The organism is Caulobacter sp. D5 (genome assembly GCF_003185805.1).
Taxonomy (GTDB): Bacteria; Pseudomonadota; Alphaproteobacteria; order Caulobacterales; family Caulobacteraceae; genus Caulobacter.
The window spans coordinates 1-12,549 of record NZ_QHJY01000020.1; the positions used below are offsets into that span (position 1 = coordinate 1).

Here is a 12,549-nt window from a genome sequence, read left to right on the forward strand (position 1 = left end):
GAACCACGGCCTGGGCCGGAGGCGCGGCCGAGGCCTGCGGCGCGGGCGCGGCGTCCGGGAGCCGCAGATGCGCGAGCGGCGGCGGGGCGACGTCGACCAGGTCGACGATCAGGCTCTGCGGCTCGACCGGCGGCGGCATGATCTTGATGCCGCTGACCAGGGCCACGCCAAGCAGCACGTGCAGGCCGCTCACCGCGATCAGGGCGAGGGCGAAAGGCCTCTTGCGGCGAACTGTCGATCGCCTGCCGGCCATCCCGAATCCTTACCTCCGCGCAACAGGCGCGAGGCGTTCCCGTTACAGAGCCCATGGGGCGCGAGGATGTCGGCAATGATGCGGCGGCGAAAAGAAAAGGCCCGGCGTCGCCGCCGGGCCTCCTCATTTCACCTTGCAGGCGAAAGCGACCTCAGGCGGCCGCCTTCTCCTTGACGCCGAAGCGGCTGTAGAAGGTCTCGCCCTTGGCGGCCATCTCGCGCAGCAGGGCCGGCGGGGCGAAGCGCGCGCCGTAGGACGCGGTCAGCTGGTCGAGGGTCTCGACGAACTTGGCCACGCCGATGCCGTCGATGAAGCTGACCGGGCCCCCGGTCCAGGGCGCGAAGCCCCAGCCCAGGATGGCGCCGACGTCGGCTTCACGCGGATCGGTGATCACGCCTTCCTCGAAGCAGCGCGCGGCCTCGACGGCCTGGCGGTACAGCAGGCGGGTGCGGATCTGCTCGATCAGCGCCTTGTCGGCTTCGGTGGTCTTCACCTCGACCAGATCGGCCAGGCCCGGCCACAGGGTCTTGGGACCCTTTTCCGGATAGTCGTAGAAGCCCTTGCCGTTCTTGCGGCCGTAGCGGCCCAGATCCTCGACCATCTTGGCGATGATCGCGGTGAACGGACGCTCCTCGTACTTGTCGCCGAGGTCCTTCTTCGTCTGGACGGCGATCTTGTGCGACAGGTCCAGCGCGACGTCGTCGTGCATTTCCAGCGGGCCGCGCGGCATGCCGGTGGCGCGACCGACATTGTCGATGATCGCCGGCGCGATGCCGTCGCTGAGCAGCTCCATGCCTTCCTGCACGAAGGTGCCGAAGCAGCGCGACGTGTAGAAGCCGCGGCTGTCGTTGACGACGATCGGGGTCTTCTTGATCTTCAGCACGTAGTCGATCGACTTGGCGATGGTCGCCTGGTCGGTCTTCTCGCCGAGGATGATCTCGACCAGGCCCATCTTGTCGACCGGCGAGAAGAAGTGGATCCCGATGAAGCTTTCCGGACGGATCGAGGCTTCGGCCAGGCCGGTGATCGGCAGGGTCGAGGTGTTGGAGCCGAACACGGCGGTGTCGGCCAGCTGGGCCTCGGCCAGCTTGGTCACCTGGGCCTTGACGTCGCGGTTCTCGAACACGGCCTCGACGACCAGGTCGCTGCCCTTGACCTTGGCGTAGTCCGACGTCGGGTGGATGAGGGCCAGGATGGCCTCGCCCTTCTCGGCCGTCAGCTTGCCGCGCGAGACGGCCTTCTTGACCAGGCCTTCGGCGTAGCCCTTGCCCTTGTCGGCGGCTTCCTGCGTCTGGTCGATCAGCACGGTCTCGATGCCGGCCATGGCTTGGACGTAGGCGATGCCCGCACCCATCATGCCGGCGCCGAGCACGGCGACCTTCTTGACGTCGTAGTACGGCACGCCGGCCGGACGGCCCGAACCCTTGCCCAGTTCCTGCAAGCTGAGGAACAGGGTGCGGATCATGCCCTTGGCCTGCGGGGTCATCAGGGTCTTGAGGAAGTAGCGGGTCTCGATGCGGATGGCCGCGTCGAACGGAACCTGCAGGCCCTCATAGACGGCCTTCATGATGTTCTGCTGGGCCGGGTAGTTGCCGTAGGTGTTCTTGCGCAGCATGGCGTTGCCCATGATGAACACCTGGGCGCCGGTCGGGGTGTAGGGGCCGCCGCCGGGGATCTTGAATTCCTTCTTGTCCCAGGGCGCGACCGGGTCGCCCTTGGTCTTGATCCAGGTCTTGGCGGCTTCGACTTCCGTGCCGGCCGGCACGACTTCGTGCACGACCTTGGCGCCGAGCGCCTCGGCCGGCTTCATCGACTTGCCTTCGAGCAGGTACGGGGCAGCAGCCATGACGCCCATCAGGCGCGTCAGGCGCTGGGTGCCGCCGCCGCCCGGCAGCAGGCCGACCTTGGCTTCCGGCAGGCCCAGCTGCAGCTTCGGCAGGTCGGCGACCACGCGGTAGTGGGTGGCCAGCACGAATTCCAGGCCGCCGCCGAGCGCCAGGCCGTTGATGGCCGCGGCCACCGGCTTGCCGCTGGTTTCCAGGCCGCGGAAGGCCTTGTTGAGGGCGAAGCCGGCGTCGAACGCGGCTTGCAAATCACCGCCGCCGAGGCCGCCGTTGCCGCCCAGCTCACCCAGGTCCGCGCCGGCGCAGAAGCCGGTGGTCTTGCCCGAGGTGATGACGACGCCCTTGATCTCGGCGTCGGTCTTGATGCGCTCGACCAGCTCGCCGACTTCCTTGATCACCGAAGCGGTCAGGGTGTTCATCGAACGGCCGGGGACGTCGAAGGTGACCAGGGCGATGCCGTCGCCGTCGACCTCGATCTTGAAGTTTTCCATTTGGACTAGTCCTTCAGAATTTCGGTCGTCATCCCGGCCGTAGCGAAGCGGAGAGCCGGGACCCAGGTGAACCGCAGTGCGCCGGCCGCTGGGTCCCGGATCGGCCTACGGCCGTCCGGGATGACGATCTCTATGTGGTTGTCAGACGCGTTCGATGACCGTGGCGGTGCCCATGCCGGCGCCGACGCACAGGGTGATCAGGGCGGTTTCCTTGTCGGAGCGTTCCAGCTCGTCGACCATGGTGCCCAGGATCATCGCGCCGGTGGCGCCCAGCGGGTGGCCCATGGCGATGGCGCCGCCGTTGACGTTCATCTTCTCGTGCGGGATGTCCAGCGCCTGCATCATGCGCAGGACGACGGCCGCGAAGGCTTCGTTCAGCTCGTAGAGGTCGATGTCGGCGACTTCCATGCCGAGCTTCTTGAGCAGCTTCTCGGTGACCAGCGACGGACCCGTGAGCATGATCGACGGCTCCGAACCGATCGAGGCCATGCCCTTGATGCGGGCGCGGGCCTTGAGGCCGAGCGCGTCGCCCATTTCCTTGGTGCCGATCAGCACGCCGGCGGCGCCGTCGACGATGCCCGAGCTGTTGCCCGCGTGGTGCACGTGGGTCATGCGCTCGACCTGCGGGTAGCGCTGGGTGGCGACCGCGTCGAAGGCCATCTCGCCCATGCCGGTGAACGAGGCGTTCAGCGAGGCCAGGGTCTGCATGGTGGTGGCGCCGCGGACGGTCTCGTCGTGGCTCAGGATGTTGAGGCCCAGCTGGTCCTTCACCGGCACGACCGACTTGGAGAAGCGGCCCTCGGCCCACGACTGGGCGGCGCGGCGCTGGCTCTCGACGGCGTAGGCGTCGACGTCGTCGCGGCTGAAGCCGTAGAGGGTGGCGATCAGGTCGGCCGACACGCCCTGCGGCATGAAGTAGGTCTTGAAGGCCGACGACGGGTCGGTCGGCCAGGCGCCGCCGTCGCTGCCCATCGGCACGCGGCTCATGCTCTCGACACCGCCGCCGATGGTCAGGTCGGCTTCACCCGAGATGACCTTGGCCGCGGCCATGTTCACGGCTTCCAGGCCCGAGGCGCAGAAGCGGTTGATCTGCACGCCGGCGACGCTCTCGGCGTAGTCGGCGGTCAGGACGGCCGTGCGGGCGATGTCCGAACCCTGCTCGCCGACCGGGGCGACGCAGCCCAGGACGACGTCATCGACCTTGGAGGTGTCCAGGCCGTTGCGGTCGCGGATGGCTTCCAGGACCTGGCTGGCGAGGGACAGGGCGGTGATCTCATGCAGAGAGCCGTCCTTCTTGCCCTTGCCGCGCGGGGTGCGCACGGCGTCGAAGATGTAAGCGTCGGCCATTGAATGGCTCCTTCCTGCGATCTTTTAAGTAGTTGTTCCCAAAAGGGATTCTTTGACCGCCGGCTCGACCCGGACGTCCGTCCGAACCGAGTTGGCGATGAAACACGCGTGGTGGGCGGCCTCGTGCAGGGCCGCCAGCTTGGCTTCGTCGGGCGCGTCGCCCTCGAAGACGATGTCGGGACGAAGGGCGACATGGCTGACCCAGTGAGCGCCATGCTCGTTCCTGGTCATCGTGCCCTCGGCCTTGTCGCGATAGGCGCTGATGAAGAAACCGGCGCGACGGGCCAGGTCGAGGAAGGTCAGCATGTGGCAGGACGACAGCGCCGCCACGAACATCTCCTCGGGATCGACGCCCGCCGGGTCCGACCAGGGCAGCGGCACCACCGACGGCGAAGCCGAGCCGAGCGCCGTCACCCCGCCGTCGAACGACAGGGTATGGGCGCGGCTGTAGCGGCCCTTGGGGAAATCCGCCCCGGCCTCCAGCTTCCAGTCGATGATGGCGACGTGGGTCGACATCACTTCTTCCAGGCGCCGATCGGCGACTTGTGGATCGGGGCGCAGGACAGGCCGCGCGCGCCGGCCTTGGCCGAATAGACCACCCGCTGGCCGAACTCCGGCGCGGGCAGGCGGCAGGGCGTGAAGCCCGGCGTGTTCACGGTCAGGGTCCAGGTGGCGATCTTGGAGCGCAGCAGGTTGTTGCACTGCTCGACGCCCGGCTTCAGCGGCAGGTCGAAGGCGCCGGGCTGGGGGCGCTTGCCCTCCAGCTTGCCGGAGAACTGCAGCGGGCGGCGGCCCTCGGCGCGCACGCAGACCACGGCCGCGCGGGCCGTATCCTGAGCGGGCGGGGGCGGGGGCGGAGCGTCGGCGAACAACATCAGAGCGTCCTCGCGATCAGCAGTTTCATGATCTCGTTGGTGCCGCCGTAGATGCGCTGGACGCGGCTGTCCTTGTACATCCGGGCGATCGGGTACTCGTTCATGAAGCCGTAGCCGCCGAACAGCTGCAGGCAGCGGTCGACGATCTTGTTCTCCAGGTCCGTCACCCAGTACTTGGCCATCGAGGCCGTCGAGGCGTCGAGGTCGCCCTTCAGGTGGCGCTCGATGCAGTGGTTGACGAACACCTTGGCGACGGTGCCTTCCGTCTTGCACTCGGCCAGCACGAACTGGGTGTTCTGGAAGGCCAGGATCGGCTTGCCGAACGCCTGGCGCTCCTTGACGTAGGCGATGGTCAGCTCGAGCGCCCGCTCGATCGTGGCCATGCCCTGGACGGCGATGTTCAGCCGCTCCTGCGGCAGCTGGGCCATCAGCTGGAAGAAGCCCTGGCCCTCGTCCGTGCCCAAGAGGTTCTCGGTCGGTATCTTCACGTCGTTGAAGAACAGCTCGGACGTGTCCTGGGCCTCGTGGCCCAGCTTGTCGAGGTTGCGGCCGCGCTCGAAGCCTTCCGCGCCGTCGGTCTCGACCACGAGCAGGCTGGTGCCGCGGGCCCCGCCGGCCGGATCGGTCTTGGCGACGACGATGATCAGATTGGCCGTCTGGCCGTTGGTGATGAAGGTCTTGGAGCCGTTGAGAACGTACTGGTTGCCGTCCTTCTTGGCGCTGGTCTTGATGCCTTGCAGGTCTGAACCCGCGCCCGGCTCGGTCATGGCGATCGCGCCGACCAGTTCGCCGGTCGACAGGCGCGGCAGCCAGCGGCGCTTCTGCTCCTCGGTGCCGTAATGGGTGATGTACGGCATGACGATGGCGTTGTGCAGGCTGGCGCCGAAGCCGTCGACGCCCTTCTTGCCCAGCTGTTCCATCAGCACGACCTCGTGGCGATAGTCGCCGCCGGAGCCGCCGTATTCCTCGGGCGTGGAGAGGCCGAGCAGACCGGCCTCCCCCGCCTTGTTCCACATCGCGCGATCGACGCAGTGGTTCTTGCGCCAGGTCGCGACGACGGATTCAGGGGCGTGCTCGTCGAAGAACTTGCCCACCGCGTCCTCGAAGATCGTGATGTCTTCTTCGGCCATGAAGGCGGGTTTGGCGACGTCGAGCACGCTCATGATCAGAAGGCCTCCGCGGGCAGCGCCATCAGGGTCGCCGAGCCGGTCTTCAGTTTGGCCAGATGCGCCGCAGCGTCAGGCAAGACCCGCTCGATGAAATAACGCGCCGTGGCGACCTTGGTCGTGAAGAACGGGTCGGTGGAGCCCTCGGCGATCTTGGCGTTGGCCGCCTTGACCATCAGGACCCACATGTAGGCCAGGCCCGTCAGGCCGAAGAGGTGCATGTAGTCGGTCGAGGCCGCGCCGGCGTTGTCGGGGTTCTGCAGGCCGTTCTGCATCAGCCACATGGTGCCGTCCTGCAGCTGGGCCTTGGTCGCCGCCAGGGCGTCGACGAACGGCTTCAGCTCGGCGTCGCCGTCGTTCTCGCCGACGAACTGGTCGATCTCCTGGAAGAAGGTCATCACGCCGCGGCCGCCCTTGGCCGCCAGCTTGCGGCCGACCAGGTCGAGGGCCTGCACGCCGTTGGTGCCTTCGTAGATCAGGGCGATGCGGCAGTCGCGCAGGTACTGGCTGACCGGGAAGTGCTCGGTGAAGCCCGAGCCGCCGTGCACCTGCACCGCGTTCGAGCAGACCTGGAAGCCGCGGTCGGTCAGGTAGCCTTTGAGCACCGGCGTCAGCAGGCCCATGTAGTCGTCGGCCTTGGTGCGCACGGCCTCATCGGGGTGGCTGTGGGCCAGGTCGCCGTGCAGGGCGGTCCAGAACAGGAAGGCGCGGCCGCCTTCGATGATGGCCTTGTTCTCCAGCAGCAGGCGACGCACGTCCGGGTGGACGATGATCGGGTCGGCCGGGCCTTCGGCGTTCTTCGGGCCCGTCAGCGAGCGGCCTTGCAGGCGGTCCTTGGCGAAGGCGACGGCGGCCTGGTTGGCCGCTTCGGCCTGGGCGACGCCCTGCAGGCCGACGCCCAGGCGGGCCTCGTTCATCATCACGAACATCAGCTTCAGGCCGCTGTTCTCTTCACCGATCAGGTAGCCCTCGGCGTCGTCGTACTGCATGACGCAGGTGGCGTTGCCGTGGATGCCCATCTTCTCTTCGAGGCCCACGCACTTGGCGCCCTCGTTGCGCGCGCCCACCGAGCCGTCGGCGTTCGGGAAGAACTTCGGCACGATGAACAGGCTGATGCCCTTCACGCCGGCCGGGGCGCCCTCGATGCGGGCCAGCACCAGGTGGACGATGTTGTCCGACATGTCGTGCTCGCCGGCCGAGATCCAGATCTTCTGGCCGGTGATCTTGTAGCTGCCGTCGGCCTGCGGAACGGCCTTGGTGCGCAGCAGACCCAGGTCCGTGCCGCAGTGCGGCTCGGTCAGGTTCATGGTGCCGGTCCACTCGCCCGTGATCATCTTGGGCAGGTAGGTCTGCTTCTGCTCGTCGGTGCCGCCGGTGTGGATGGCCGAATAGGCGCCGTGCGCCAGGCCCGGATACATCGAGAAGGCCATGTTGGCCGAGCTCGACATTTCCGAGAACGACAGGTTCACGACGTGCGGCAGGCCCTGGCCGCCATAGGCCGGATCCGAGCCGAGGCCGGTCCAGCCGCCTTCGCACAGGGCCTTGTAGGCTTCCTTGAAGCCCGGCGGGGTGGTGACGGTGTTGGTGACCGGGTCGAGCTTGCAGCCGGTCTTGTCGCCGACGCTGTTCAGCGGGGCCAGGACTTCGCCGGTGAACTGGGCCGCGCCCTCGACGATCTGCTCGACGACGTCGATCGAGGCGTCGGCGAAGGCCGGCAGGTTGCCGTACTGCTCGATGTTGAGCACGTCACGCAGGAGGAACATGTGGTCGCGGACGGGCGGCTGATAGGTCATTTAAGCGGTCCTGACTGATCGGGATCGGGGAGAAAGGCGAAGGGAAACCCGCCCGTTCCGCCGGTCTTGGCGAAAGCGGGCGTGGAAGGAATGGGAACGGCGGCTCTTACTTGCCCAGCGCCATGTCGGCGTGGCCGTCGAGGCGGGCGCGCAGCAGCTGCTCGTAATCGGCCGAGCGCGGCAGCAGGTCCGGACGGATCTCAGCCAGGCGCTTCTCGAGGCGATCACACGCCTCGCGCAGCTCGATCAGGGCGCCGTCGATGTCCTCGCGCTGCTGCTCCAGGGCGGCGGCGCGCTCGCGGAACTTCTTCAGCGACCGGGCCATCTGGGCCGCGCCGTCGTCATTCTCGTCGTAGAGGTCCAGCAGTTCGCGGATTTCCGACAGCGACAGGCCCACGCGCTTGCCGCGCAGGATCAGCTGCAGGCGGACGCGGTCCTTGTGGGAATAGACGCGGTTGAGGCCCTCGCGGGCCGGCGTCAGCAGGCCCTTGTCCTCGTAGAAGCGCAGCGCCCGGGGCGTGGCCTTGAACTCGTTGCAGAGCTGACGGATCGAGAACGTGCGCTCGGGACGTCGAAGATCAGCCACCATCGTTGCCCTCCCAGGGTGCGGCCGGCCTTCCCGGCCGGGTCGTTGGTTATCGACGTTCACGCTACGCCGGACCCTGCGGAACGTCAACGCTTACGTAAACGTCAACCTTGACCATTGTCGCTAGGTTTACATTCCTAAGCCCTGGGCATAATTTCCTTGGGGACGCCCAAGGCTCGGCGTCATCAGGACTCGGGGACGATCCGATGCTCTCGCACGCCGAACTGTGGACGGCGATCGACGCCCTGGCCAAGCGCTTCGACATGAGCCCTTCGGCCATGGCCAAGCTGGCGGGCCTGGATCCCACCGCCTTCAACCGTTCGAAACGCGGCGACGCCGACACGCGGCCGCGCTGGCCCTCGACCGAGAGCCTGGCCAAGGTGCTGGAAGCCACGGGGGTGGGGTTTTCGGAATTTGCGGCCCTGACCGAGACCGCCGCGCCAGGCCGGCGGGCGGGCGTGCCGCTGATCGGCCTCACGCGGGCCGGGGCGCCGGGCATGTTCGACGAGGCGGGGGCGCCGCGCGGGTCGGGCTGGGAAGAGGTGGAGCTGCCGGGGCCGCGGGAAGAGGGCCTGTTCGCCCTGGAGATCGAGGGCGACGCCCTGGCGCCGGTCTATCGCGACGGCGACCGGCTGCTGGTCTCGCCGACGGCCGAACCGCGACGCGGCGACCGGGTGGTGGTGATGACCACGGACGGCGAGGTGCTGATCCGCGAGATGGGCCGCCTGACGGCCCGGACGATCGAACTGACCTCGGTGCTGCGCGACGGCGACGACCGGGTGCTCGACCGCATGAGCGTGGCCTGGGCGGCCTGCATCCAGTGGGTCAGCCAGTAGCGGCCGACCTCACGGGAAGGTCAGGCGATCAGGTGCGCGGGCAGGCGGCGTGGTGGCCGTTGAGCCAGTCGCGAAGGGCCGTGGCGCGGGGATCCTCGCACGACACGTCGACCCGGTAGGACTGCCAGGTGTCGTTGTGCGCGGCCTCGATGCGAGCGCCGGGGAACTGCGAAGCGATGCCGCCGATCAGGGAGTCGAATTCCGAACGGTCGTGCGGGCGAAGGGTGAAGGAAGCCATCGGACTATTCCTGGTTCTGATGGTTCCAGCCTAGACTCCGAAGTTCGCACAAACCCTTAATTCGAAATTCAGAAAGCGTTCATCAAACGAGGCACGGTGTCGCACTGTGTTCCCTCTCCCCTTGCGGGAGAGGGTGGCCTCCGAAGGAGGTCGGGTGAGGGGTCGCACGTACAGAAACGCCGCGACGGCTGTTCAGCTGTCGCGGCGTTTTACTTCTGAGAGACCCCTCATCCGTCGCCTTCCGGCGACACCTTCTCCCGCAAGGGGAGAAGGATCAGGAGAGCTTCTCTTCGATCAGCGCGATCGTGCGATCCACGCCGAAGATCGCCGCGAAAGAGCCGAAGCGCGGGCCCTGGCTCTGGCCGAGGAGAACCTCGTACAAGGCCTGGAACCAGGCGCGCAGCGGGTCGAAACCGTGCGCCTTGCCGACCTCGAACACCTCGTTCTGGATCAGCTCGGCGTCCTGGGTCCCGGCCGGCATGGCCTTCAGCTTGGCCAGCAGGTCGAGGATCGCCGCGCGCTCGACGTCGGTCGGGGCGCGGAAGGTCTTCGTGGGCTTCACGAAGTCCTCGTAATAGTTGATCGCGTAGCCGGCCAGGCGGTCGAGCAGCGGCTGGGTCTCGGCGGACGCGCCCGGGATGTAGCGCGACAGGAAGCCCCAGAGGATTTCCTTGGGCGAGGCGTCGGCGGCCGAGACGAGGTTCAGCATCAGGCTGAACGACACCGGCGAGCTCTGCTGCGGCGGCTTACCCGAATGGATGTGCCAGACCGGGTTGTCGAGCTGCTTGGCCGGTTCCTGGCGCTGGAACGCGTCCAGCTGCTGCAGGTACTCGTCCGTCGCCTTGGGGATGACGTCGAAATAAAGCTTCTTGGCCGACTTGGGGCTCTGGAACATGTAGTACGACAGGCTCTCCGGCGCGCCGTAGCGCAGCCAGTCCTCCATCGACAGGCCGTTGCCCTTGGACTTGGAGATCTTCTGGTTGTTCTCGTCCAGGAAGAGCTCGTAGTTGAAGCCTTCGGGCGGCGTGCCGCCCAGCGCCTTGCAGATCGCGCCCGAGGCCTTGACCGAGTCGATCAGGTCCTTGCCGCTCATCTCGTAGTCGACGCCGAGAGCCGTCCAGCGCATGGCCCAGTCGGGCTTCCACTGCATCTTCACGTGGCCGCCGGTGACCGGGACCTCGACCTTGGAGCCGTCCTCGTCCTCGAAGACGATCGTGCCCTTCTCGACGTTGCGCTCCAGGGTCGGCACCTGCAGCACCTTGCCGGTGCTGGGGCTGACGGGGAGGAACGGCGAATAGGTGGCGCGGCGCTCTTCGCCGAGCGTCGGCAGCATGACCTTCTGGATGGCGTCGAAGCGGGCCAGGGCCGTCAGCAGGGTCTCGTCGAACAGCCCGCCCTTGTAGCATTCGGTCGAGGACACGAATTCGTACTCGAAGCCGAAGCCGTCGAGGAAGGCGCGCAGGCGGGCGTTGTTGTGGGCGCCGAAGCTGTCGTGGGTGCCGAAGGGGTCGCGGACGACGGTCAGCGGCTTGCCCAGATCCTCGATCAGCGGCTGCTTGTTCTCGATGTTGTCCGGCACCTTGCGCAGGCCGTCCATGTCGTCGCTGAAGGCGATCAGGCGCGTGGGGATGTGGTCGTCGACCAACGCGCGGAAGGCCTGGCGCACCATGGTCGTGCGCGCCACCTCGCCGAAGGTGCCCAGGTGCGGCAGGCCGGACGGGCCATAGCCGGTCTCGAAGATCACGGCCTTGGCCAGCGCCGGATAGGCTTTCACCGCCTCGTCGGTCTTGCCGGCGTCGATCAGGGCTTTCGCCGCTTCTTGATCGGCGCGGTCGGGAAGCCGCACGCGCAGGACGCGGGCGATGGTGGCGCGCGCCTGCTCGAACGGCCAGGAGCGGGCTTCGCGGGCGAGGGGGGAGAGGCCTTCAAACATGGGCCGGGCTATAAACCCTGGCGGGGGATGAGGCTAGGGCGTGGGGGTCGCGGGCGCCTCAGAACAGCCGAGGATCGAACCGGAACGGCTCGTCACGCACGACCCTCACCTCGGCGAAGGCCGCATGGCGGGGATTGAGCAGGGTGTTGATCTCCTGCGGCACGACCTGGCTGGGCACGCGCAGGCACAGCGCCTGGCCGGCCAAGAGGAACGCGTCGCCGGCCGCGACGCTGTCTTGCGGAACCGCGTCGAGTTCAAGCCTCGGCGCGTCGTCCGGGACCTCGATGGAGAGAAGGCGATAGTCCAGCGGCAGCAGCTCGGGCGGCAGGTCGAGGTGGACCAGCACTTCCAGAACCGCCAGGCTTGGGCTGGCGGCGGTGTAGAGCATCGGCCGTCCGGGCGAATTCCAGCGGCCGCCGTAGAGCCGCGCCCCCTCCCCGTCCAGGCCGACATGAGCGGCCTTGGCGATGCGGTTGACGATCATCGACGAACCCTCAGAAGTGATCCGTCTTTGGATTCATACCTCATGGCGTGCAGCGTCAACGCACGGCTCAAGCCGCTAGGCCGTGCGCGATCTGGCCGAGCAGCCGTTCGACGTTGCGGGCGCCCAGGTCGGTGTCGGCCAGCGACAGCGGCGCCTGGCCCTCCAGCGCGCGGTTGGGTCGCTCCAGCCAGCGCCAGGCGCGCTCCTGGTCGCCCAGGGTGTCCTCGGCGGCGGCGACGAGACGGGCGATGCGCACCATCCGGTCGGATTCGGCGGGGTCGAGCAGTTGGTCGGCGTCACGGCGGCGGTTGAAGGTCCGTCGCGGCATCACATAGGGCTCGATGGCCGAGAACGGCTGATGGGTGGCCGCCAGGAAGCCGTCGACCGCAGCCACCGACAGCCCCTTGCGGACCAGCCGCACGACGTCGAACTCCGTCGCGAGCGGACCGGTCACGGCCTCGCCGCCGAGCAGTTCCTGGATTTTCACGACCGGGGCCATGGGGCGTCCGCCAAACGCCGCCAGATCGGCGGCGTTTTGACTATAGGTCGGAAGGGGTTTGTGGACAAGTTGCCCCCCTCCCTTCTCCCCTTGCGGGAGAAGGTGGCGGCGAAGCCGACGGATGAGGGGTCGCGCGGAGGGTTCTGAGAGACCCCTCACCCGACCCCGCTCCGCGGGGCCACCCTCTCCCGCAAGGGGAGAGGG

At 67.6% G+C, this 12,549-nt stretch carries 12 protein-coding genes and 2 pseudogenes; 2 read left to right on the forward strand and 12 right to left on the reverse strand.

All coding sequences use genetic code 11. The features are described from left to right. Both DMC18_RS01710 and DMC18_RS01715 read right to left on the reverse strand, forming a co-directional pair. Window positions 1-253: pseudogene (locus DMC18_RS01710) on the reverse strand (cell envelope integrity protein TolA); the annotation flags it as partial. A gap of 151 nt (window positions 254-404) precedes the next feature. Further along, window positions 405-2,588 (reverse strand): 3-hydroxyacyl-CoA dehydrogenase NAD-binding domain-containing protein, encoded by a 2,184-nt coding sequence (locus DMC18_RS01715; protein ID WP_110119476.1) that lies wholly within the window; start codon window positions 2,586-2,588, stop codon window positions 405-407. A gap of 29 nt (window positions 2,589-2,617) precedes the next feature. On the opposite strand from DMC18_RS01715, the pseudogene DMC18_RS27230 reads away from it, so the two are divergent. Continuing rightward, window positions 2,618-2,746: pseudogene (locus DMC18_RS27230) on the forward strand (hypothetical protein); the annotation flags it as partial. Here DMC18_RS27230 and DMC18_RS01720 read toward each other — a convergent pair. The 6 genes from DMC18_RS01720 to DMC18_RS01745 all read right to left on the reverse strand — a co-directional run bounded on the left by DMC18_RS01720 (window position 2,730) and on the right by DMC18_RS01745 (window position 8,355). Further along, on the reverse strand, window positions 2,730-3,935 hold the full coding sequence (locus DMC18_RS01720; protein WP_110119477.1) for an acetyl-CoA C-acetyltransferase: 1,206 nt from the start codon (window positions 3,933-3,935) through the stop codon (window positions 2,730-2,732). The pseudogene DMC18_RS27230 and the gene DMC18_RS01720 overlap by 17 nt on opposite strands. A gap of 24 nt (window positions 3,936-3,959) precedes the next feature. Further along, the gene (locus tag DMC18_RS01725; RefSeq protein ID WP_110119478.1) at window positions 3,960-4,451 is read right to left on the reverse strand and encodes an OsmC family protein; all 492 of its coding nucleotides are present in this window, start codon (window positions 4,449-4,451) and stop codon (window positions 3,960-3,962) included. Further along, a complete protein-coding gene (locus DMC18_RS01730) occupies window positions 4,451-4,810 on the reverse strand; it encodes a hypothetical protein (protein WP_110119479.1) in 360 nt (119 codons plus the stop codon). The genes DMC18_RS01725 and DMC18_RS01730 overlap by 1 nt, the downstream gene beginning before the upstream one ends. Next, window positions 4,810-5,973, reverse strand: a complete 1,164-nt coding sequence (locus DMC18_RS01735) for an acyl-CoA dehydrogenase family protein (RefSeq protein ID WP_110119480.1) — start codon at window positions 5,971-5,973, stop codon at window positions 4,810-4,812. The genes DMC18_RS01730 and DMC18_RS01735 overlap by 1 nt, the downstream gene beginning before the upstream one ends. Before the next feature lie 2 nt (window positions 5,974-5,975). Then, the gene (locus DMC18_RS01740) at window positions 5,976-7,769 is read right to left on the reverse strand and encodes an acyl-CoA dehydrogenase C-terminal domain-containing protein (protein WP_110119481.1); all 1,794 of its coding nucleotides are present in this window, start codon (window positions 7,767-7,769) and stop codon (window positions 5,976-5,978) included. 106 nt (window positions 7,770-7,875) lie between these two features. Beyond that, window positions 7,876-8,355 (reverse strand): MerR family DNA-binding transcriptional regulator, encoded by a 480-nt coding sequence (locus tag DMC18_RS01745; protein ID WP_110119494.1) that lies wholly within the window; start codon window positions 8,353-8,355, stop codon window positions 7,876-7,878. Window positions 8,356-8,561: 206 nt separating this feature from the next. Between DMC18_RS01745 and DMC18_RS01750 the strand changes: the two genes are divergently transcribed. Continuing rightward, on the forward strand, window positions 8,562-9,191 hold the full coding sequence (locus DMC18_RS01750) for a helix-turn-helix transcriptional regulator (RefSeq protein WP_110119482.1): 630 nt from the start codon (window positions 8,562-8,564) through the stop codon (window positions 9,189-9,191). Between the two features lie 28 nt (window positions 9,192-9,219). Here the strand turns inward: DMC18_RS01750 and DMC18_RS01755 are convergent, their stop codons facing one another. The 4 genes from DMC18_RS01755 to DMC18_RS01770 all read right to left on the reverse strand — a co-directional run bounded on the left by DMC18_RS01755 (window position 9,220) and on the right by DMC18_RS01770 (window position 12,345). After that, window positions 9,220-9,429, reverse strand: coding sequence for a hypothetical protein (locus DMC18_RS01755; RefSeq protein WP_110119483.1), 210 nt, complete (start codon window positions 9,427-9,429; stop codon window positions 9,220-9,222). Between the two features lie 274 nt (window positions 9,430-9,703). Next, a complete protein-coding gene (locus tag DMC18_RS01760) occupies window positions 9,704-11,362 on the reverse strand; it encodes a lysine--tRNA ligase (protein WP_110132653.1) in 1,659 nt (552 codons plus the stop codon). A 58-nt stretch (window positions 11,363-11,420) separates the two neighbouring features. Next, a complete protein-coding gene (locus DMC18_RS01765; protein WP_110119485.1) occupies window positions 11,421-11,846 on the reverse strand; it encodes an RES family NAD+ phosphorylase in 426 nt (141 codons plus the stop codon). A 67-nt stretch (window positions 11,847-11,913) separates the two neighbouring features. Further along, a complete protein-coding gene (locus DMC18_RS01770; RefSeq protein WP_110119486.1) occupies window positions 11,914-12,345 on the reverse strand; it encodes an antitoxin Xre/MbcA/ParS toxin-binding domain-containing protein in 432 nt (143 codons plus the stop codon). Window positions 12,346-12,549: the final 204 nt, after the last annotated feature.